20 protein-coding genes are annotated in these 19,455 nt (G+C 36.0%); 6 read left to right on the top strand and 14 right to left on the bottom strand.

The features are described from left to right. Positions 1 to 156 precede the first annotated feature (156 nt). The gene (locus AC1Z3K_RS13220) at positions 157 to 1,128 is read right to left on the bottom strand and encodes an alpha/beta fold hydrolase (RefSeq protein WP_461732966.1); all 972 of its coding nucleotides are present in this window, start codon (positions 1,126 to 1,128) and stop codon (positions 157 to 159) included. A 449-nt stretch (positions 1,129 to 1,577) separates the two neighbouring features. Here AC1Z3K_RS13220 and AC1Z3K_RS13215 point away from each other — a divergent pair, with 449 nt between their 5' ends. Further along, positions 1,578 to 2,222, top strand: coding sequence for a histidine phosphatase family protein (locus AC1Z3K_RS13215; protein ID WP_461732965.1), 645 nt, complete (start codon positions 1,578 to 1,580; stop codon positions 2,220 to 2,222). Between the two features lie 261 nt (positions 2,223 to 2,483). Here AC1Z3K_RS13215 and AC1Z3K_RS13210 read toward each other — a convergent pair whose 3' ends face one another. Both AC1Z3K_RS13210 and AC1Z3K_RS13205 read right to left on the bottom strand, forming a co-directional pair. After that, a complete protein-coding gene (locus AC1Z3K_RS13210) occupies positions 2,484 to 2,753 on the bottom strand; it encodes a hypothetical protein (RefSeq protein WP_426081493.1) in 270 nt (89 codons plus the stop codon). Then, positions 2,750 to 3,064: a DUF2089 family protein gene (locus tag AC1Z3K_RS13205; protein WP_461732964.1), complete on the bottom strand. Its 315-nt coding sequence runs from the start codon at positions 3,062 to 3,064 to the stop codon at positions 2,750 to 2,752. The genes AC1Z3K_RS13210 and AC1Z3K_RS13205 overlap by 4 nt, the downstream gene beginning before the upstream one ends. 565 nt (positions 3,065 to 3,629) lie before the next feature. On the opposite strand from AC1Z3K_RS13205, the gene AC1Z3K_RS13200 reads away from it, so the two are divergent. Further along, complete coding sequence (locus AC1Z3K_RS13200; protein ID WP_461732963.1) at positions 3,630 to 3,818, top strand: hypothetical protein; 189 nt, start codon at positions 3,630 to 3,632, stop codon at positions 3,816 to 3,818. Between the two features lie 184 nt (positions 3,819 to 4,002). Further along, complete coding sequence (locus AC1Z3K_RS13195) at positions 4,003 to 4,848, top strand: hypothetical protein (protein WP_461732962.1); 846 nt, start codon at positions 4,003 to 4,005, stop codon at positions 4,846 to 4,848. 447 nt (positions 4,849 to 5,295) lie between these two features. Here the strand turns inward: AC1Z3K_RS13195 and AC1Z3K_RS13190 are convergent, their stop codons facing one another. Together AC1Z3K_RS13190 and AC1Z3K_RS13185 are read right to left on the bottom strand one after the other, a co-directional pair. Beyond that, positions 5,296 to 5,490, bottom strand: coding sequence for a hypothetical protein (locus tag AC1Z3K_RS13190; protein WP_461732961.1), 195 nt, complete (start codon positions 5,488 to 5,490; stop codon positions 5,296 to 5,298). A 516-nt stretch (positions 5,491 to 6,006) separates the two neighbouring features. Beyond that, positions 6,007 to 6,306, bottom strand: coding sequence for a hypothetical protein (locus AC1Z3K_RS13185; RefSeq protein WP_461732960.1), 300 nt, complete (start codon positions 6,304 to 6,306; stop codon positions 6,007 to 6,009). A gap of 360 nt (positions 6,307 to 6,666) precedes the next feature. On the opposite strand from AC1Z3K_RS13185, the gene fabI reads away from it, so the two are divergent. Then, the gene (fabI, locus tag AC1Z3K_RS13180) at positions 6,667 to 7,422 is read left to right on the top strand and encodes an enoyl-ACP reductase FabI (RefSeq protein ID WP_426081474.1); all 756 of its coding nucleotides are present in this window, start codon (positions 6,667 to 6,669) and stop codon (positions 7,420 to 7,422) included. 86 nt (positions 7,423 to 7,508) lie between these two features. Here fabI and AC1Z3K_RS13175 read toward each other — a convergent pair whose 3' ends face one another. The 4 genes from AC1Z3K_RS13175 to AC1Z3K_RS13160 all read right to left on the bottom strand — a co-directional run bounded on the left by AC1Z3K_RS13175 (position 7,509) and on the right by AC1Z3K_RS13160 (position 11,453). Then, positions 7,509 to 8,084 carry a histidine phosphatase family protein gene (locus tag AC1Z3K_RS13175; RefSeq protein ID WP_426081522.1) on the bottom strand — a complete coding sequence of 192 codons (576 nt, stop codon included), beginning with the start codon at positions 8,082 to 8,084 and terminating at the stop codon, positions 7,509 to 7,511. Between the two features lie 191 nt (positions 8,085 to 8,275). Continuing rightward, positions 8,276 to 10,186: an endonuclease MutS2 gene (locus AC1Z3K_RS13170; RefSeq protein WP_461732959.1), complete on the bottom strand. Its 1,911-nt coding sequence runs from the start codon at positions 10,184 to 10,186 to the stop codon at positions 8,276 to 8,278. A 327-nt stretch (positions 10,187 to 10,513) separates the two neighbouring features. Next, positions 10,514 to 10,936, bottom strand: a complete 423-nt coding sequence (locus tag AC1Z3K_RS13165) for a uracil-DNA glycosylase family protein (protein WP_461732958.1) — start codon at positions 10,934 to 10,936, stop codon at positions 10,514 to 10,516. Positions 10,937 to 11,015: 79 nt separating this feature from the next. Continuing rightward, complete coding sequence (locus AC1Z3K_RS13160) at positions 11,016 to 11,453, bottom strand: hypothetical protein (RefSeq protein ID WP_461732957.1); 438 nt, start codon at positions 11,451 to 11,453, stop codon at positions 11,016 to 11,018. Between the two features lie 235 nt (positions 11,454 to 11,688). Between AC1Z3K_RS13160 and AC1Z3K_RS13155 the strand changes: the two genes are divergently transcribed. Together AC1Z3K_RS13155 and AC1Z3K_RS13150 are read left to right on the top strand one after the other, a co-directional pair. Beyond that, positions 11,689 to 12,222: a DUF2179 domain-containing protein gene (locus AC1Z3K_RS13155; RefSeq protein WP_426081470.1), complete on the top strand. Its 534-nt coding sequence runs from the start codon at positions 11,689 to 11,691 to the stop codon at positions 12,220 to 12,222. Positions 12,223 to 12,479: 257 nt separating this feature from the next. Then, positions 12,480 to 13,415, top strand: coding sequence for a PTS sugar transporter subunit IIB (locus AC1Z3K_RS13150; RefSeq protein WP_461732956.1), 936 nt, complete (start codon positions 12,480 to 12,482; stop codon positions 13,413 to 13,415). On the opposite strand, the gene AC1Z3K_RS13145 is transcribed toward AC1Z3K_RS13150, so the two are convergent. The 5 genes from AC1Z3K_RS13145 to pflB all read right to left on the bottom strand — a co-directional run bounded on the left by AC1Z3K_RS13145 (position 13,384) and on the right by pflB (position 19,256). Next, complete coding sequence (locus AC1Z3K_RS13145) at positions 13,384 to 13,833, bottom strand: helix-turn-helix domain-containing protein (protein WP_426081468.1); 450 nt, start codon at positions 13,831 to 13,833, stop codon at positions 13,384 to 13,386. The genes AC1Z3K_RS13150 and AC1Z3K_RS13145 overlap by 32 nt on opposite strands. A gap of 63 nt (positions 13,834 to 13,896) precedes the next feature. Next, complete coding sequence (locus AC1Z3K_RS13140; RefSeq protein WP_461732955.1) at positions 13,897 to 14,805, bottom strand: DUF1803 domain-containing protein; 909 nt, start codon at positions 14,803 to 14,805, stop codon at positions 13,897 to 13,899. Between the two features lie 207 nt (positions 14,806 to 15,012). Beyond that, positions 15,013 to 15,939, bottom strand: coding sequence for a manganese-dependent inorganic pyrophosphatase (locus AC1Z3K_RS13135; RefSeq protein WP_461732954.1), 927 nt, complete (start codon positions 15,937 to 15,939; stop codon positions 15,013 to 15,015). Positions 15,940 to 16,104: 165 nt separating this feature from the next. Continuing rightward, on the bottom strand, positions 16,105 to 16,869 hold the full coding sequence (gene pflA / locus AC1Z3K_RS13130) for a pyruvate formate-lyase-activating protein (RefSeq protein WP_461732953.1): 765 nt from the start codon (positions 16,867 to 16,869) through the stop codon (positions 16,105 to 16,107). Between the two features lie 140 nt (positions 16,870 to 17,009). Then, on the bottom strand, positions 17,010 to 19,256 hold the full coding sequence (gene pflB / locus AC1Z3K_RS13125) for a formate C-acetyltransferase (RefSeq protein WP_426081464.1): 2,247 nt from the start codon (positions 19,254 to 19,256) through the stop codon (positions 17,010 to 17,012). Positions 19,257 to 19,455: the final 199 nt, after the last annotated feature.

The following is a 19,455-nucleotide window of genomic DNA, read 5'->3' as shown; positions in this document are numbered from 1 at the left end:
TTTCTGAACATGCAATCAATTTCTTTGAAACTCATTCCTCCACAGGTTCATTGTGCATTTCTAATCTAATTCATCAGCAGCTTCTTCCAACACTATCTGAGTTTCACTTAAACGGTTCCAGCTACTAATCGTTTTTGAGAACTAAATACCGGCTTTCTATAAATTATCAGCCAAGTCAGTTTTATTATATAAAACATCTTCTCGAAGAATACGACACATTTTTTCTGGTTCTTCAAAACAGGGGCTATGTGCCGAATTTTCAAAAGTATAAAATCCAACAACTGGAGCTTTAATGTTCTTTGCAAACTGCTTCGACAGACTGTAAGAAACTTGATAATCAAACTGACCATGTAGCACATAAATTGGAACTTCTAATCTAGGTACTTCCTTTTCAATATTCTTTTGTAGTATTATATCCCACAGGCAGTTCAATGCGAAAGAATTTCCCTTCATGAAACGAACTTTGTCCATTAATTTATAGCCTTTAAAACGAATAAGTATCCCTCCGATAGACATCACAGATCTACATTGTCGCATCAGTCCTATACCTAGTTTCATCATTGCAGCATTTCTAACAGATAAATAAGCAATCTCCACTTTAGCCCCTTGATTGATTGGTACTTTCTCAAGCTTCTTTATCATTTTTTTATCACCTCTAGTACGGAATTCATTTAACATATAATTATAGGCCAACCTTTCTGACTCTATTTGTTGATTCATTTGGCCTATCCCAATGTATGCCTGAAAAAGTTCAGGACTTTTTTGAACAGTTAATATTCCAAGTAAGGTTCCCCAAGAATGTCCCATAATGAAGATTTTCTCTTTAGAAAATCTTTCACGCAAGTAGCTGACCACAAAAAGTGTATCAGCTATCATTTGATTAATCGTCATTGTCTCTCTACTAACATTCTTTCGGTACGAAATACCACTACCTCGCTGTTCCCACCAACAGACCGTAAACAAATCTTCTAAGCCGGTAGGATATTCTTGAGTAAACATTATTTCAGGGGAACCAGGGCCACCATGTAAAAACAGTAATACTGGATTTCCAATATTTTTACTCTGTATAAACATCCCTTGTTTATTCCCATTTACTTCTATGAATATTTTTTCATTCAATTGTTTCACTCTTTTTGTCCTCATTTCTAACTTTTTTTTGACTCTCTTACCTGAATCATCAATTTCTATCGTTTTTGAGAATCCCAATTATTTTCTAAAGCCACTTTTATTGCTTCATTTTCTTACCTAAAATTTTAGATATATTGTTTGAGTGTTTCATAATCAACAGGCTCATTTGTAAAGTCAACATCCAAATGTTCTACATGTTCTTTTCCAGCCAGCGAGAGTAGCGGAACAAATCCATAGTCAGTTGAATTTGAAGACAGCTTTACTTCAACATCGCCAAGTTGAGGAACAAAAGGTGTATATTCTTCTTCTAATATCTATATCCCGCCGTTACGCTTTTACTTTAGCGTTGTTTTGGGCGGGGGGGTTCTGGTACAATGTTAATAATTTATTGGTTCGACTATTGCCGATAAGGTGAAGCGATTACATAGGATTATTTCGGAGGATAAAACATGAATTCAACAGTTACTTTCTATATTACTCGACATGGGGAAACATTACTTAACTATTTACATAAAGCACAAGGTTGGGCAGATTCCCCATTAACTGAAAGAGGAATCCAAACAGCCTCACAACTAGGACTGCAACTGAAAAATGTCCAATTTTCGGCTGCATTTTCCAGTGATACATCCAGAGCTTTACAGACTGGAAAAAACATATTAACTGCACAGGGGCAAAATGAACTGCAAGTTATTACTGATGAAAGGCTCCGTGAGTGGTGTTTGGGCTGCTGGGAAGCAGAAAATAATGATAAATTTATTTCCAGTATGATGAATGAATTACAGATACAAAATGATTTTGCAGAACTTAATTTCCGTCTGCCGGAAGTTCATGAGATTATTTATAAATCCGACACAACAGGTATGGTTGAACCGTTTCATATGATTACGGATAGATTGGAAAGTTTTCTCAAAGATACAGCTGATAATTTTATTCACTTGAATAATCCAAACGTCCTGATTGTTACTCATGCTTTTACTATTAAAACATTGATGTATTTGTTTTCAAAAGAAATGTTGCGAAAAAAACCTAAAATTAAAAATGTCGATATTATTACTATTAAGTGGGATGGCAAAAATTTTTCTATCCTTACATAATAAACATGATACACCTACTGCTAAGGAACACTATATACAAAAAATCTTTTCTAAATACTCATCTGGATATTTATTTATATACTCGCAGTGTCCATAACCATTAAAAAACTGGATATCTACATTTCCAGTTTTTTAATGGTACGGTTACTAAATCATGCGTTTTTTTACTTCCAAATAGAAAAGGTAATTTCCTACTTCCCTCTAACAATCGTTTTGTGAAAGACGGACTTTGCTTAAATTCGAAAAATCCAAATGATACCATCACAAGTCTTTAGCTTTCATCAAGTCAATTCTCTTTTGATTTTCTTTTTTAGAATTCAGATATCCTTTATACCACACACCAATAAATGCTATCGGAGCAACTAATACTGCTAACGAAAAATTAGTTGAATCAGCAAGATACATCCAACCAGATACTACTAGGAAAAGAATAGGTAAAAAAGAACCCACTATCTTTTTCTGATGTAAACCTAGTTGATATTGAACGGCAATCAATAAAAAAATAATAACAAAAACAACTAAAGTTCTCACACATTTTCCTCCTTGCTTTGCTTCTCATATTTTTCAATAATTATTTTTGCGATATTAAGGTCAATCTTTTCATCTACAGCTAATTCCTTAATAAAAGATCTGAATGGTTGCTCATCTCTCTTATCATTGATTTGAATTTTTTGGATCAGCCTATCTAACCTTAAACGAACGGTAGGGTATGATACATCATAGAATTTTGCTACCTCTTTGATATTGCCCGATTTTAAAATAAAGTTTTTCACAAATTCTGCATCTTCACTTTCTAAAGACGAGAACCAATTAGGTATATCTTCAATATTTATAATAATCACCTCAACAATGTATTTAATAATATTAATTATATCTTTAATATTATTAAAGTCAACAATAAAAAAGCCTTCTTAATTAGAGACAACCTTCCTACTTTTATTTAAAAAATAGACAACACCTCCGATTATTGTCATTTACCGTAGAAGCTATACTAAAATCAGATTCTTCATCAATACCAATGATAATGTATGCATCTCTGTCCTCTAGATTATTTGCCATGCACATAATATCATGTAGTAATGCCCCTTTATCATCATGCCATTTTTTTGAAATCCCAGTATGGCCCCTCTACTTTGGAATCTATTAAGTTCAAGATCTCGTGTTCAAACTTTTTAATAGTTTCCCCCTCCTCTTTTTAGTAACAACGATTTAGCTGGTTTACCTACTTTCTATTTTCAAAATCATGGCACTAAATCAGCTAATTACTGTCTATAATTCAAATAACTTCATTTTGATTGGTTCCAACTACTGATCCTTTTTGAGAATTTATTTCACTACTCAAAATCGTATAAACAAATTATGTAACACTAGTTATTATTTGTTATAATTGAAATGGGAGGTGATTTCATGACTAAGATTAGCCAAACAAAATTAGTTGAAGCTAGCAATGCAAAAGAGTATCAAGAGCAGCTTAAAATCGCTATTGACGAATTGCAGTCTTCCAATCTTGAAGTCGATATTCAGCATTCTATGAGTCGTGCTCAAAAAGGTGTTGGATATATGTATTCGGCAATTGTTATAGGAAGATTGGTTTAAAAATTTTATTTTGAACATGTGGTTTATCTGTTTCAATTTTATAGACAGATTGAGAGGACTTATTAGCATCTAAAATATTCTTTTCTCTTCATTTGATAATTATTTTTCATATTCAACTATTATTTACCCCTTTTTTAATAGAATAATGTTATACTATTTTTATCAAAAGAAAGAGGTGTATAGTGTGAAATTTAAAAAAATTTTGGGTATTGGTTTAGTTGCTGTTGGACTATTAGGATTGGCAAATTTGTCTAATGCAGATGAAAAGAAAGTGTATATTCCTAATTCATATGTAAGAGAATATCTACTGCAAGGTGCAGGTCTTCACCCTGAAGATGTTGAAAACCAACTACCAACAGTGTCTCAGCTTGAATCTATTCCAGATGAAATGCTACTCCTCATGATAGGATCTGAAGAAGGTGCAGTCAGTGAATCACTTGAAGGACTAGATTATGTGAAAAATGTAAATAAAATTCACTTAAATGGTGGCGGCGGGGTCATTGATTTTAGACCATTGCGTGGCGCAAAAAATAGTGTGGAAGAAATTGACCATTATAGTTCTGGTTCAGATGGGGTGGCACACAATAATGCTGTGGATTTGAGCTTTTTAGATGGCTTTACCAAGCTGAAGAAATTCCACATGGTTATGAATGTGACGGACCTATCGGTATTTGACTCTATTCCGACAATTGAGCGAATCATTCTAGATAATGAATCGGAGGACCGCACAGTAACCAGTGGTGTGCTTGGTGTTTCAAGAAATAATAGGGCACTGGTCATGGCAAACCCAATCATTTATTCTACTCACTTTGCAAATCAACCGAATGCCCAGTTGACAATCAAAACAGATACAGGTGCGGCAGTGACTACAGTTGTTAGAAATGACATGTTCTACATCACGAATATTCCGGCAGATGCGAAGACATTACTAATGACAATCGAGAAAGATACAGAATTCGAAATCGATTCAGAGGATATGGGGTATGCTCATCATAAAGTCACTTGTGAATACGAAATCAAGTGGTATTGATAAAACTAGTAGATGCTACCATAGCAAAAAGTATGGAGCCTTAACAGTAATAAACAGTAGTAAATAGAAACACAGACGAAGAATAACCGGCTTTATTAGTTGCTTTTCGTCTGTGTTTTATAATCGGTTGATAGTCAAATTTTTTTCAGTTAAGGTTTTTTCAAAATATTATTGTTTCCAACGGATAGAAATTTGGCCCTTTCCATCAAAATTATAGTTACCATTTCTCACACTAAATGAAAATGACAGAAATTATTCAGAGCCGTTAAGAGCTTCCCATTTCAACAAATCATTGCTTTAAAAACAATAAGAAGAATCCTCTAATTCTGAGTAATAAGATTCGAGCTTCCTTTGACTCTCACTATACGCTACAAACAGAAAATAGTGGGTAAGATATTCTACCCACTAATCTTAGTATGTTTCATATTAGAGTTAAGTAATCAACGGCTATATTTTTTGATTTTTGAAATAGTTACTTTTTCTTTTTACCGCTGAAATTTTTTCAGGATACTTCTTTTCGAGATACTTATATCCTCTTTTGGCAACCAAATAAGTTAAGCCAATAGCTCCTACAGTCCAAGACGCTTCTTGTCGTCCCTTCATTTTTCTTGTGTGATAGCCATGCCCCCATTGTTTTCCCATAAAGCACTCCCTTATTCGTATTATCTAAATAGATTTTTAAATTCAGTATATCACCATGTTATCTACTGTTAAATATGATATCCTCTTTCGTCAGGCTCAAAAATCTCCTTGTTTCTCTAAATCTTTCAAATGCTGCTCGAATCGTTCAATAGGATTATCCTTCATTGTTCCTCCTCCCATAAACACTCGTTTTTGAGACAAGATATTTTAAACTTAAAATTGACTTCCGGATCTCCTTCAGATCAGATATGAAGCAGCGGGAATAGAATTGCCTTAGATTCTGATTTTATACAAAACATCATAGCCCTGGCTTTTCACAAATAAGACGGAATCAAAGTACCCTAGTATCTATGTTTTAGCCAAAAAAACACACAGAGAAAAATTTCTGTGTGACTTGCGACTATTGAAACTAGCTATTTTAATATCCGAAACTAAACATATCTAAGGTTTAGATTTCCAGTTATTATCATTTTATCAGCATATAAATTACTAATCTGTCTTTACAGTGTAACCGTATCATTCCAACAACTTCCTTTGTTTTGAATACTCAGCATACTTATAAACCTTATTGATTTTTTTACTCTTTATTTCCATAATTTCTACTTCAGTAAGAGACTTTAAGATATTTTTATGCTGCAGTTCTTCAATCATTGCAGTTAATTGATAATACTCAGTTAAAATTTGGTCTTCATTTGTCTCGTCAGGTGTACTAGGCCGATAATCATCAAATCCAAACCGTAGAGCCTTTGATAGTGCCTGCTGTATCTCAGCACATTCCTCCATAGCGACCAAAACTAAATGTTCATTGATATTCACAAGTGCTCTCCCCTTTTTGCTTATCATATAGTCTGTTAAGTATACACTTCTCTTCTTTGCTGTTCAATTTTCTTTAAAAGAAAACAAAAACCTCACTGTTTATGAAGTGGAGCTTTGGCAATTCTTATTCAGCTATTTCAAGTAAATATCACTTACTTTTTTTATGCTTTTTTAACATGAAGGATCAGTAAACATCTGTAATCATAGGGTTTTCTTCTTCTAAAAAAATATTTTTCATCACAAATACTTTGACAATCAAAGTATTTTATTTAATAATAGATATACAGTCTTCAAATGATTGAAGAGACTTAGTTTAACTTTAGCAATTACATGATTGCTGATTAAGGAGCGTACAATTGAATGGGATTTTTAAATGGTAAAAAAATTGTAGTTATGGGTGTTGCGAATAAGCGCAGCATCGCTATGGGCTGTGCCTCAGCAATGATTGATCAAGGAGCAGAAATCATCTATACCTATCAAAATGAGCGGATGAAAAAATCACTAGAGCGCTTAGTTGACGGCTCCGCTCTACTAGTGGAATGCGATGTTTCAAATGACGATAGTCTAGCTGCTGCATTTCAGCTTATTGAAAAAGAAGCTGGAAAAATTGATGGCATTGTCCACTCAGTAGCTTACGCAAATAAAGAAGAGTTATCTGGAAACGTAACAGATATTAGCCGAGACGGTTATGCATTGGCACAGGACATAAGCAGTTACTCGCTGCTTGCAGTTGCTAAGTATGCCTTGCCTGTACTGAATGAAGGCAGCAGCATTGTCAGCTTGTCCTATCTAGGTGCGGTTCGCGCTATTCCTAATTACAATATGATGGGGATCGCTAAAGCAGCCCTGGAATCAGCTATCCGCTATTTAGCTGCTGAACTAGCAACTAAAGGCGTTCGTGTGAACGGGATTTCTGCTGGTGCTATTAAAACTTTGGCAGTGACTGGTGTCAAAGATTACCAAAAACTGATCCAGCTTTCTGATGATCGAACACCTGATAAGGTTGGCGTGACAATTGAAGAGGTGGGAAATACCTGTGCATTTTTAATTAGTCCTCTCTCCAGTGGTATTATTGGAGATATTGTTTATGTCGATAAAGGGGTTCATTTGACTTAAAACAAATTTTTAAATCCCTCTCAGTTGGCAGAAGTTCACTACTCTGCCAACTGAGAGGGATAATTTTTTCTAGTCAATCTTATTCGTTAGACTGGCCGATAGGATTCCAACAACCGGAAAGACTCGTCTTCTGTTTCATACTCATATTTCAAAATCAGGCAGTTTGGAACCCCCTTGTTCATTTCTTCAGTAATATCCTGCCAGACATCGAGAAAATAAACACAAGCGCCCGCATGAGAAACTGCAAGTACCGTTTGATGATCTTCATTTCTCATGATTTCTCGGCAAGTTCTAACCAGACGCTCCTGAACCATTGCCTTGGATTCCCCACCAAATTGAACAAAGAAATTCGCCTTCTCCTTATCCTCTGGGTTAAGCTCCTCACTTTCTCCTTCAAAAACGCCGAAATTCATTTCTTTTAGACCTTTTAATCGTTTATAAGGCATTTGATTTTTTGTAACAATTTCCAGAGTATCACTTGCTCTCTCAGCTGTTGAACTATATGCATGATCAAGTTCAATCGTTTCAAAGAATTTTCCTGCAATTTCAGCTTGTTGAATGCCGAGCTCAGTCAGCGGTGAATCACAAACCCCTTGTATTTTTCTTTTTAAATTAAATAGTGTCTGACCATGACGCATCATGTAAAAGGTCTTTTTCACTATATCCCCTCCCCTATTATTGTTCTTCTCCTATTAATTTTATACTGTCAAGTAAGGTACAGGTCAATGCTTTTTGAGAGATAATCAATATTTATCTGCAGAAAAAAGAGCTGCTTAACAACTTAATAGAGGAAAAGCAATATTTATCTTTTCCATAGTCTATTAAACCGCTGCAGTCTCTTAATAATTTTATATCATTTACCTAATTCATTTTCATTCCGGCGCTCTTTCATTTCTTTATTTAGTTTTTTATGCGCCTTTTTCGATCCTCTAACTAAATCTCGTTTATATTTTCGTTCTGCAAAGGCTTCAAACAAACTATCCAGATCATAATCCTGAGGATAAAGCTCTGCTGCCGTACTAATTAATGTCAGACGCTTAAGCAGGACATCTTCCATTTCCTTTTCTACATAAACCTTTCCGTAATAGTCATCCACTGGTTCATAGAACAAGCCGATTTTTCCAGTATCGTTATTTCGTACTCGGTCTCCTTTGGAAAAGTTTTGAATTGGAGCAGCTGTTGTCTGTTTCACTGGTTTAGCAGCAAGTTCAAATGTTGTTCTGCCAAAATCATAAGAACGATGGTTTAGATAAGCCTCAGCATTTTTCAATACCAGAGGACTAATACGCATTTTCTCAGCAATCCAGAAGGCGTGGCTTTCTCCCGTTTCCCCTAACAATAATTTATATTTCGGTGTTAATGTTTCAGCATCAAAGGCCATACCCGCAGTCATAAAGTCTTCATGCTGTAAGGCAAATTCTTTTATCTCTCCAAAGTGCGTTGTAGCAATCAGCAAACTGCCTTTTTTATACATCTCTTCCATAAGAGCAATCGCTAATGCCGCACCCTCATTTGGCTCTGTGCCGCTTCCAATCTCATCCAGCAGCACTAAGGTATGCCGATTTGCTTTTCTTAGAATCTCGGATAAATTCTGCATGTGTCCAGAGAACGTACTAAGGGAATTTTCAAGGCTTTGTTGATCTCCGATATCAATAAAAACGTTGTCAAAGACGGCAATGTCTGTACCAGGACCATTTGAGATTAAAAGACCAAACATCGTCATTAGCGACATCAATGCAACTGTTTTTAGCACAATCGTTTTACCGCCAGCGTTTGCTCCTGTAATTACAAGTGCCCGGTTATCAATTCCTAAATCCAGTGATAACGGAACAGGATCTTTCAGGAGTGGATGCTGAACCTTATTTAAAACAATCCGTTCTTCTTTATTTACTGAAGGCTTAGTACCCTTAATGGACCGGCTATATTTTCCTCTAGCAAAGATAACTTCGAGTTCAGTGATGACATCAATACAGTATGTGAGTTCAGTCATTTTTTCCCCAATTAGTCCAGTCAGATAGGCCAGAATTTGATAAACCTCTCCTGTTTCTGCTGCTTTTTCCATAATTAGTAAATCATTGTACTTTCTCACTGTATCCGGCTCAATGAAAACAGTCGTTCCTTTAGAAGACTGATCAATAATCGTTCCTGCAACCTTTTGCTTGAACTCAGTCTTAATAGGAACTGTGTAACGTTCATCTTTTATAAGGACGAGACGATCCTGAAGCTTTTGCTGATTTTGACTGTTTGACATAAATTTGCGTAAACGCTGATCGATTTCTTTTTCCAGCTTACTGATTTGATTTCTGATTCGTTTTAGTTCCTTAGAGCTTTCACTTTTTACCCTGCCCCCTTGAACAGAGTCATAAATTGCTTCTGAGATCTCGGAGAAGTCTGCCAAATCATTAGTATAAGAATAAAGAATCGGTGTTTGGTACTGATTTTTCTCAAATAGCTTAGCGATTAATCGAAAGCTTCTCAAGAAGTCCGCGTATTCAATCAATTCACCAGGTTCTAAAACAAGACCTTTAGTAATTTGATTGGTTAGCTGTTCAATTCGAGTCAGCCCCATAAATGGAACGTGCTGACCACTGGCAAGAATAATCGTTGCTTCTTCTGTTTCATCCAGCCATCTTTGAACAGTTGCCAATGAAGAAGAAGGTTCTCGTTTTTCTATATTTTGCTTAGCAAAGCTGCTAAAGGCATATTTTTTAATTTCATCTTTAATTAAGTTAAATTGTAATGCGTTATATATTTTTTTATCCATGATATCCATCCCTTTCAGAAAAGATACCTGACGAATGACGAATAAAATTGCTCAAAAAAAGACGGCAAAAATCCCACCGTCTGAATAATCTACGTATATATTTCGACAGGCATCTCATAAGCATAACAAATAAGCGTACTTACTTGTTTATTAAATTGCTAGATTAGATACCTAAAACACTCATCAATAGTCCTCATTTCATTTTTGAACAATTTCATTTACAGACACTATTATACCGAACTGATTCAAAAAAGCAATACATTTATTTTACATACGCCACCATCTTAGCGATATCCTCTGCTGTCATTGCTGCTTTGGATTTTTCAATCAAGATTTTTTTCCGGTCATAATATAGGCAGGAAACAGTCTAATCTTATCGTAGTAAAGCTCACTGTTTCGTAAGCGATATGTGGATGTTGCAGGAACTGCATTCTTCCCTGTTTGCTGCTTTGTAATCATGTTAAATGCTTTTTTAGCTATATCCCCTTGAAGGTTTGGAAACAAAGCAATTTCCTTCTCTAATAATGGGACAATTTCTTTAATCCGTGCTGTGCTAATCGTTGTTTCTTTTTTCGGAAGCTTTACAGCATTTGTGATATATATTCCTAAATCAAGAATATCATCGATGGTCTCCACCTCAATTCCCGCTTTTTTAAATAAAGGAATAGTCGTTGTCATGTAAAATGGCGTATCACTGCTTTTGCTGTAAAAATCATTCTCCGGAATATCTGCAGTCACCTCATTAATCATCAGAACCTTAATCTTATCTGCCTGAATAGACGAATCAGGATAATAAGATAGAATTTGTGCCTGTTCTTTTGGAAAAATTTCAGCTGCTGCTGCTTGTAATTCCTGTCTTATCTGTATTTATTACCTCCATTTTGCTATCATTATGCCTGAGAAATGCCATATATAAAAAACTAATCGCTGTTATGAAAGCTAACGGCGTCATTACCTGTCTTTCTTTGGAACTCTTTGAAGCCAGATTCATCAATACATTAAGTCCAAAATAAAAGCCGAACCCATAAGCCAAATATTTGGCTGCAATTTGGGGAAATCCAACAGAAAAAATCCCTCCTAATTGAAGCAAAACAAAAATACCAAGTAGCTGTATCAAAACAGAGACAGCACAGGTGATTCTCATTTTCTTTGGCATAATCTTATGGGCACCCCCCATTGCAAATTCTCCTAAAGGAGCACCTAATGCCAATAAAACATATAGAACGGCAACTCCTCCAAGCAAAATACTTCCAACAATTGCTAACATCTCATTCCCTCTTTCATCAATAACAGTATTTTATTATTTAAAGTAGTGTCCTCGATCGCTAAGTTTACACGAAATTGCTCAAATAGTAACTTTTGTAAAAACGAGCACATATGTTCCTTTTCTATTTTTTAACAACAAGAACAGATTGAAAAACTTTTCCCATTTTTCTTTAAATACGCCCATCTTTGTACTATAATGGCTAGATATGATGAATTGATTTGAAAGAAGGATAGCTATGATTGACTTAAAAATGTTGTTAATGATTTTTGTAATCAACTTTGCCTATATCACGCTGAATACGATTCGGTTCATGCTGACAATGAAGGGCTATCGTCTACTTGCTCCAATTGTCAGTATGGCTGAAATTACAATTTATGTTTTAGGACTGAGCATGGTGCTGAATCGACTTGATGATCCTTTAAATCTGCTTGTCTATGCTCTTGGCTATGCAGTTGGGATTAGTGTCGGCATAAAAATTGAGGATTATTTAGCTTTAGGCTATATCATGGTGACTGTAATCCTGCCTTCCACAACTAAACAGTTGAATCTTCCCGAACGGTTAAGAGAAAACGGTTATGGTGTTACGGAAAGTGTAGCAATGGGTAGAGATGGCGAACGAATCGTTTTGGAAATTCTTTCACCCAGAAAAAATGAACGCAAACTTTATCATTTGATTAATGAAATTGAACCAAGAGCTTTTATTATTTCCTATGAGCCAAAATACATTTCCGGCGGCTTTTGGACTAAAAAAATTAGAAAAAGAAATTAGAAGAAGAGTGGGACATTAATCAGAAAAAATCTGATCAATGCCCTACTTTTTTGTTTTAAGCAACCGAAATAGATAAATGCAAGTAAATAATAATTGGCGCTAAACTTAAGAAAATTGGTAAACTATATGTAGAGAAAGGTGTGCGGCATAGAAAAAATTAGACTAGTTTTCTGTTTAAGAATCCAGCATCTTTTCAAATCATCAATTATCTGTTAAACTAAATATGTAACGAGTTGGTGACAAGGATGGTGATTTTTATGTTTATATATGTAGGATGTGCAGGCGGAATGACCTCTAGTATGTTTTGCCAGCGAATTGTTCGAGCGATTGAGACTCTAAAATCCCCTTTGACAGCTGTTTTTGAGGATGTAGGGACAATCATTCGTAGAAAAAAAGAGTTTGAGGGGAATTATGACTTAGTCTTTGCTTATGGGGGAATCGACTTCATAAGTCCAGTGAATGCGTATGATTTTGGGACAACCTTTGACGTAGTCTTTGTTTCTCCTCAAGTAAGACATATGACTAAATACAAACGGGAAATTCTGGAGGATTATCCAACCATCGTTGAAGATATTGGAATGAAAACCTTTGGCACAATGAATGGTGAGGTTGCCTATGAAAATCTGTTGGAAGAGCTGATTGCTTTGGACTACCAGCGTTCTTCTACCTCAGGCAAACATCCTGAAACAAAAAATGGTGACAAAAATATCGAGCTGCTGGTTTTAGGTGCAGATAGAAATGATGCTTTTTTTAAGTCTTTCTTTTCAGTTTGGGAAGCTGCTGGTCTGCGTGTTTTAACAGGAAGTTATTCTTTAGAAGCACTCTTTGACTTTAAACCAGAAAAAGATTTTGATATCCGCGTTCTTTTTGGTAATACCAGTCAGCTTTCCAGCGATGAGTTTCCTAAGCTTTCTCGAAGAATTGATGGCGTCTTAGCCGTTCCTTTCGCTAACTCTTCTTTTGAGAAAATAAGACATTGGTTTGAAGACTATGCTATACCAGTCTATGTTTTTGACAGTAGCAATTTAGCAATAAAAAAAGGTGAGCCGGAAGCTCACCAGTATGCATCAATTTTTGATGAGATTGTCGCTAACTCAGAGTATACAAGAGAAATTAGTCCGCCGCAATGGGAAACCCCTCCGCCAAAAAAACAGCGGAAATCTACTTTGTTTGGTCTGGTGTCCTGGGAATAAATGATCGCTCTGCCAGTAATAGCCATTGCGACCACTCTTTTTTCGAGGAAAAGAGAAACAGTGTTATTTCTTTTCCAAAAAATCGTTCGAAAATTTGAAGCTGTCGTCCTTCTTTGAAGGCCGTTTCAGCTTCTTTTTCTATTTCAGAAAACTCAATCGAATCAGTTCCCTTGTGAAGGATAATGCTGTAAAGAATAGATTGCTCAAATTTAAGAGGAGGATTATCTTTTTGCTCCGGCAAAGGACCAAACACTCTGCTCATTGCCTCGTAAGTTGTCAGCCAAACCGTCCCGCTTTTTCGAATCTCATTTTCCTGAAAACGACCTCTGGAAACAGCTTGGCGCAGTGTATTACCGCTGGCTAACCCCCATCTTTCAGCAGCCTCGGTAAATGTCAGCACTTGATTCAAATCAATCATCCTACTTGCCCCCTCTCTCATTTATGTGTGAACAACAAACTAGTTTACATAATATAAATATCGTTAACTATATATAGAATATCTTAATTGTTGGCCAGTTTTTAAAAACCTAAGCAGACATTGCTGATAAAATACATGCTTCATAAATACACGTTCCTGCGCATCAGCCGCCTCTTGATAAACAGACAACTCCTCATAATGTACTGCTGGTTTTAGATTCTCCTTATTTAAAACTGGATAGCTCAGCTCCCATTGATTATCCTCCTGAGATAAATCTCCTGTTAAAAGCAGTGCTTCTAAAAAGATGTTGCGTTTATCTGCTATTCTTCTTTTTTTAATAACAGAACGAAAGACACGAAAGGCCTGGCTAGCAAAATAATGGCTATCTACATCACCGATAAGCTGTTGAAGCGGCTGATAGCTGTTCGGTATACCACCTGTACCTAATGCTGCAATTGCTGTAAAATAGCTTGGCAAATCAAAAGGATAGCTGTTTTTAGGATGAATGGAAACAAAGGATAACTGCTCATTTCCAGCAGTGTTTTTCTCAAAAAAAACTGGAGCTGCTGAAGAAGCCACACCAAAGAAATAATCCTGTTCTTCTGTGAAAAGGCTATCCCAAAGCATTTCACCATAAAAGTTTACTTTCTCTATTTCAGTATAGCCATTAATGCGTTTCTCTACTTCATTTATTTTTTCCTCTGAAACTTTTGAAAAATCTTCCGCTGAAAAAAAAGAAATAGTTAAAAAATATCTACGTTCTTGACGAGAAATTAATCTAAAATCAATCATTTCCTCTAAAAACTGCTCAAAGCTTTTATCAGAAAAAACCTTTTTTAAATCCCGCAGAATAATCTCCTCTTGTTGATGCTTCTGAAAATAAGCAACGACTTCATTGAATAATGAATTATTAACTAATTTATTTAGCTTTGCTTGTTTTTTATGCTGAAAATAATAAGTTATTTCTGTCAATCACTTCACACTCATTTCTACTACCATTTAGATACATTTTGAATCATTAGAATCAAACATGTTCATGACAGCTGGAGAAGCTTTCCTAGCCAACTCTCATTACCTATGTAATTTTTATGGAAGACAATAAAAAATTATCCTCTCTCTTAAATACGTACAGTAAACATTTTAACGGCTGAAGCAATCCGCTTCAGCCGTATATGTTGATTAACTAAATGCTTCTGTTAATTGAGGTACAATTTGCTTCTTACGGGAAACAACGCCCTTCAAGAATGCTCGGTTATTCTTCAGCTTAATATCAAAAGCTTTTTCAACTTCATTCATTGAATCGCCAACGATTAGAAGCTCTGAATCACTTGCAAGAATATCTGTAATAATCAATACAAAAAGATCGTAGTGATTTGCAGCGCGTTCAGCATTCATTGCCGCTTCCAACTCCACTTGACGATTTAGCACTTCGTTCAAATCAACAGTATTTACCTGAGCAATACGGACGCTTTTCGCTCCCATTGGAAAGCTCTTCGCATCAAGATCCAGCAATACTTCAGCAGGCTTACCACTAAGGTTTGTTCCTGCTTTCAGCATATCTAGTCCATAGCCTTCTAAACTGATTTCAGCGATGTCTGCTAAAGCATTAGCCGCCTGAATATCTTCCTCTGTACACGTAGGCGATTTAAACAGCAATGTATCAGAAATAACTGCAGAGACCATCATCCCAGCAATCTGCTTTGGAATGGTAACATTATTTTCCTTAAACATTTTATAGATAATTGTACTTGTACAACCAACGGGCTCCGCACGGTAGTACAATGGATCAGCCGTTTCAAAGTTAGCAATTCTGTGGTGGTCTACAACTGAAAGAATAGTTAAATCCTTAATATCAGCAACACTTTGCTGGAATTCATTATGATCGACCAGCATTACCTCTTGTGTTTCGTCACCAGCTTTTTCAATAATTCTCGGTGCATCTACATTAAAATAGTCCAGTGCGTATTGCGTTTCTTCGCTAGGTGTACCTAAAGCAACCGGCACTGTATTTTTACCTAATTCCTTTTGTAAGTATGCAAAGCTGATCGCAGCTCCAATTGCATCTGTATCGGGGTTTTGATGGCCAAAAACAAAAATTTCTGACATGGGTTTACTCACTCCTTCTATAATCATTCATTATTAATAATAACAAAAAATTGAAAAGAAACAACCGTTTTATCTATTCTTTATCATAAACTCCAGTTGCCTTCTCAAGACACGGAAAAATAACCAGCTGCATCCATATCAGCTGCAGCTGGTTAAGCTAGGCTATCAACGAGTGAGATAACCTTTGTAGTTAGTGACATGAAGAAGATTTTTAGCATTTGCTACCCGTTCCTCTGTTGGCGGGTTAATCCCATCCAATGGATAATCAAGCCCTAAATCATCCCACTTATATTTCCCCATAGTATGATAAGGTAAGATTTCGACCTTATCAACGTTGTTTAACTTCTGTATGTATTCGTCCAAGCGAATCAAATACTCATCGTAATCACTACGTTCTGGTACTAGAACATGGCGAATCCAAACTGGCTGATTAATCTCAGAAAGGTATTCTGCCATTTCCAAAATATTTTCATTTCCTAAGGAAGTCAGTTTTTTATGCTGTTCATTATCAATATGTTTGATATCGAACAAAATCAAGTCCGTATATTTCATTAATTCCTGGAATTGGCTGAAAAATGGTTCTTCCCTAGTAAATGGTTTACCGCAAGTATCTAATGTCGTATTGATTCCTTGTTCCTTGGCTTTTCTAAATAAATCAATTAGAAAATCCATTTGCAGCAAAGGTTCTCCTCCACTTACAGTAATTCCGCCCTTATCACCCCAGTACGAACGATATTTCAGTGCTTCCTGCAATACTTCATCTGTAGTAACAACTTTACCGCCGGAACCAATTTTCCATGTGTCCGGATTATGACAAAATTGGCATCTCATACGGCATCCTTGAGTAAAAACAATAAAACGGACACCAGGCCCGTCAACGGTACCAAAATTTTCTGTAGAATGGATTCTTCCTGTAACTGCTTCAGTCATATTTCTTCTCTCATTTCTTTAAAAAGTCGAAACCACACAAGCATTCTTAATAATGCCGGTCGATCCGCCAGTTCATTTTAAAAACCCGGAACAAAATTAATTATAAAATTGTCCCGGGCGATATCAATTAATTGTTTAAATTATAGTTTGTCATGTGAAGTTCTTGAAATAACATCTGCTTGTTGTTCAGGTGTCAAATCACGGAATTTCACGGCATATCCAGATACACGGATTGTAAGGTTAGGATATTTTTCTGGATTCTTTTGAGCATCCAATAATAGTTCGTTTGTGAATACGTTAACGTTCAAATGATATCCACCGTTGTCGAAGTATCCGTCCATTACGTTACGCAGGTTGTCAATTCTTGTAGAATCATCTTTACCTAGTCCGTTTGGATTGATTGTTTGTGTATTAGAGATTCCATCTAATGCACTTGTGTAGTCTAATCTTGCAGTTGAATTAAGAGAAGCTAACAAGCCATTTTTCTCACCTAGGAATTTACCGTCACGGTAGCTTGGGTTTGCTCCTGGAGCTAATGGTTTACCTGCACGGCGTCCATCAGGAGTATTACCAGTTGCTTTACCATAAACAACATTTGAAGTAATTGTTAACAATGAAGTTGTAGGTTTAGCATTGCGGTAAGTATGCTGACGCTTGATTTGAGTCATGAAGTACTCAAGAATCCAGTTTGCCATTGCATCTGCTTCTTCGTTGTCGTTACCGTAAGTTGGGAACTCATTTTGTGGAACATAATCCACAGCTAATCCATCTTCATCACGGATAACTTGAACATTACCATGTTTGATAGCCATTACTGAATCGGCAGCATGTGAGATTCCTGCGATACCTGTAGCAAAGGTACGTTGTAAATCACTTTCCATAAATGCCAATTGAGGTGCTTCATACGCATGTTTATCGTGCATGTAATGAATAACGTTCAATGTATTTACATATAATTCAGCTAACCAGTCCATGATATCTTTGAATTTATCCATGAAGTCATCAAATTCCAAAGTATCGCCAGTCATTGGACGGAATTTAGGAGCAACCTGCATTTTAGTCTTTTCATCTACCCCGCCGTTGATTGCGTAAAGAACTGCTTTTGCAAGGTTGGCACGTGCGCCAAAGAACTGCATATCTTTACCCATTACAGTTGCAGATACACAACATGCAATTGCGCAGTCATCAGAACCCCAGTTAGCACGTAGTAAATCATCATTTTCAAATTGGATTGAAGAACTTTGTTTTGCAATCTTAGATGCAAAGGTTCTGAATCCTTCTGGTAAATGAGAAGAATACAATACTGTTAAGTTTGGTTCTGGAGATGGTCCCATGTTTGTTAATGTATGCAGGATACGGAAATCACTCTTGGTAACTAATGAACGTCCGTCTAAGCCCATACCAGCAATCGATAATGTTGCCCAGATTGGGTATCCTGAGAATAATTGGTTGTATTCAGGTGTGCGAGCGAATTTAACCATACGCAATTTCATAATCAAATGATCAATCAATTCTTGTGCATCAAATTCAGTAATGACACCATTGTCTAAATCACGTTGAATATAAACATCAAGGAATGCAGAAACACGTCCGATAGACATAGCTGCACCATTTTGAGATTTAATAGCACCAAGATAACCAAAGTATAACCATTGGATTGCTTCTTGTGCATTTGCAGCTGGTTTAGAAATATCACAGCCGTAAGTAGCAGCCATTGTTTTCAAGTCAGCCATTGCTCTGATTTGTTCTGAAATTTCTTCTCTCAAACGGATAACATCGTCAGTCATAACTTTGTTACCAGTGTTGTTTAAGTCTTTTTTCTTTTCAGCAATCAGAAAATCCATACCATAAAGAGCGATACGACGGTAGTCGCCGATGATACGTCCGCGTCCATAAGCATCTGGAAGTCCAGTAATAATTTTATTTTTACGAGCAGCTCTCATTTCAGGAGTGTAAGCATCAAATACACCTTGGTTATGTGTTTTTCTCCACTCAGTAAAGATTTTTGTCATTTCATCATCAACTTCATAACCATTAGAAGTTAATGAATGATTAGCCATGTTGATCCCGCCGAAAGGCATGAATGCTTGTTTTAAAGGTACATCAGTTTGAAGACCAACGATTTTTTCTTCTTCTTCAATCAAGTAGCCTGGTGCATGTGACGTAATAGTTGCAGGAATATTGTTATCCATATCGTAAACGCCATTTTTCTCATGCTGTACTTCAAATAATTCCTGTAGTTTTGTCCACAATTTGTCAGTGCTCGGTGCGATTGGTTCTAAGAAACTGTCATCACCTGTATATTCTGTATAGTTTCTTTGGATAAAATCACGAGTGTCAACCGATGTTTTCCATTTTTCGCCTTTAAAGCCTTTCCATTGCTCCATGTTGTGCCTCCTTAGAATATGCTGTTAACAACTATAACAGCTTTATGTGACAAGTATAACACATCTCCTGATTTATGCAAGCCTTTACTTGTTATTATTTTATCTATTTATGGTATATTATAAAATAATTATGGATAACCCTTGATATATAAGGATTTTAATTTTGTGAACATTTTCACTTAATAGTTTTTTAATCATT

The organism is Enterococcus sp. LJL128, assembly GCF_056924295.1.
The sequence above is the reverse complement of the archived record's forward strand: the minus strand, read 5'-3'. Positions and strand labels throughout refer to the sequence as shown.